This is a genomic window from Phocaeicola intestinalis (genome assembly GCF_014837065.1).
In the GTDB taxonomy this organism is placed as follows: domain Bacteria; phylum Bacteroidota; class Bacteroidia; order Bacteroidales; family Bacteroidaceae; genus Phocaeicola; species Phocaeicola intestinalis.
This window is the reverse complement of record NZ_JACSPP010000144.1, coordinates 1-774: the sequence shown is the minus strand read 5'-3', so window position 1 is coordinate 774 and position 774 is coordinate 1. Positions and strand designations below refer to the sequence as shown.

The 774-nt window shown below is 34.9% G+C and carries 1 protein-coding gene; it reads left to right on the top strand.

Annotated elements, in window-relative coordinates; translation table 11 throughout:
* Positions 1-348 precede the first annotated feature (348 nt).
* The gene (locus tag H9625_RS17415) at positions 349-702 is read left to right on the top strand and encodes a hypothetical protein (protein WP_191765591.1); all 354 of its coding nucleotides are present in this window, start codon (positions 349-351) and stop codon (positions 700-702) included.
* Positions 703-774: the final 72 nt, after the last annotated feature.

Here is a 774-nt window from a genome sequence, read left to right as displayed (position 1 = left end):
TCTTTCATTTACAAATTTAATAATTCTCTTGGCTTTATGCTATTTTGCTAGCACATTACAAACATAGGAACTAAAGTATATGTCATTGTGCGCCATGTACAAGATACAGTCTTTAAATTGAGAGCTTTTACAAAACAGGACAAAATAGAAATGGTGAAATGTTTGTCGGAAAGGCAGGATGTGAATTGGAAATTGGGTGAAGATGGTTTGATGATTCGTATGGGGGAATTGGTTGATTCTTATCCTATTTACGTATTAGAAGTTTCATTAAAAAATTCTTAAAGAGAGGATTAAATTCGGTTTCAAACTTAATTAATTCATATATTCGTATTAAAATCAGTAAATAGTATGAAACATCTATTCGTTATCTTATTTCTATTCTGTGGATTATCCGTTTTCGCCCAGCCGAAAATAAACGATAAACCTAAATCATCAGTGGACTTCCCTTTATGTGCAGGTGGAGAGTCTTGTGATATTTTTGTAAGTCCTGAAGATTTTGAGGTTGTAAAAAAGGCGACTTCTTTATTCGCGGAAGACATTGGGCGGGTAACCGGTACAAAGGGGCATGTCCAGGTCGGAAATCCGGGTGAAGGGCAAAATATCGTTGTTATTGGTACATTGAACCATAACTCTTTTATCGACAAATTGGCAGGTGATAATCAGATAGATGTGACTGGTATCCAAAATGGTTGGGAACAATAGAGTTTATGTAAATTAGTTATGATAGTTCCAAGGGTTGATTTTAATTCTGAGATTATGCAGTGCCATACATGT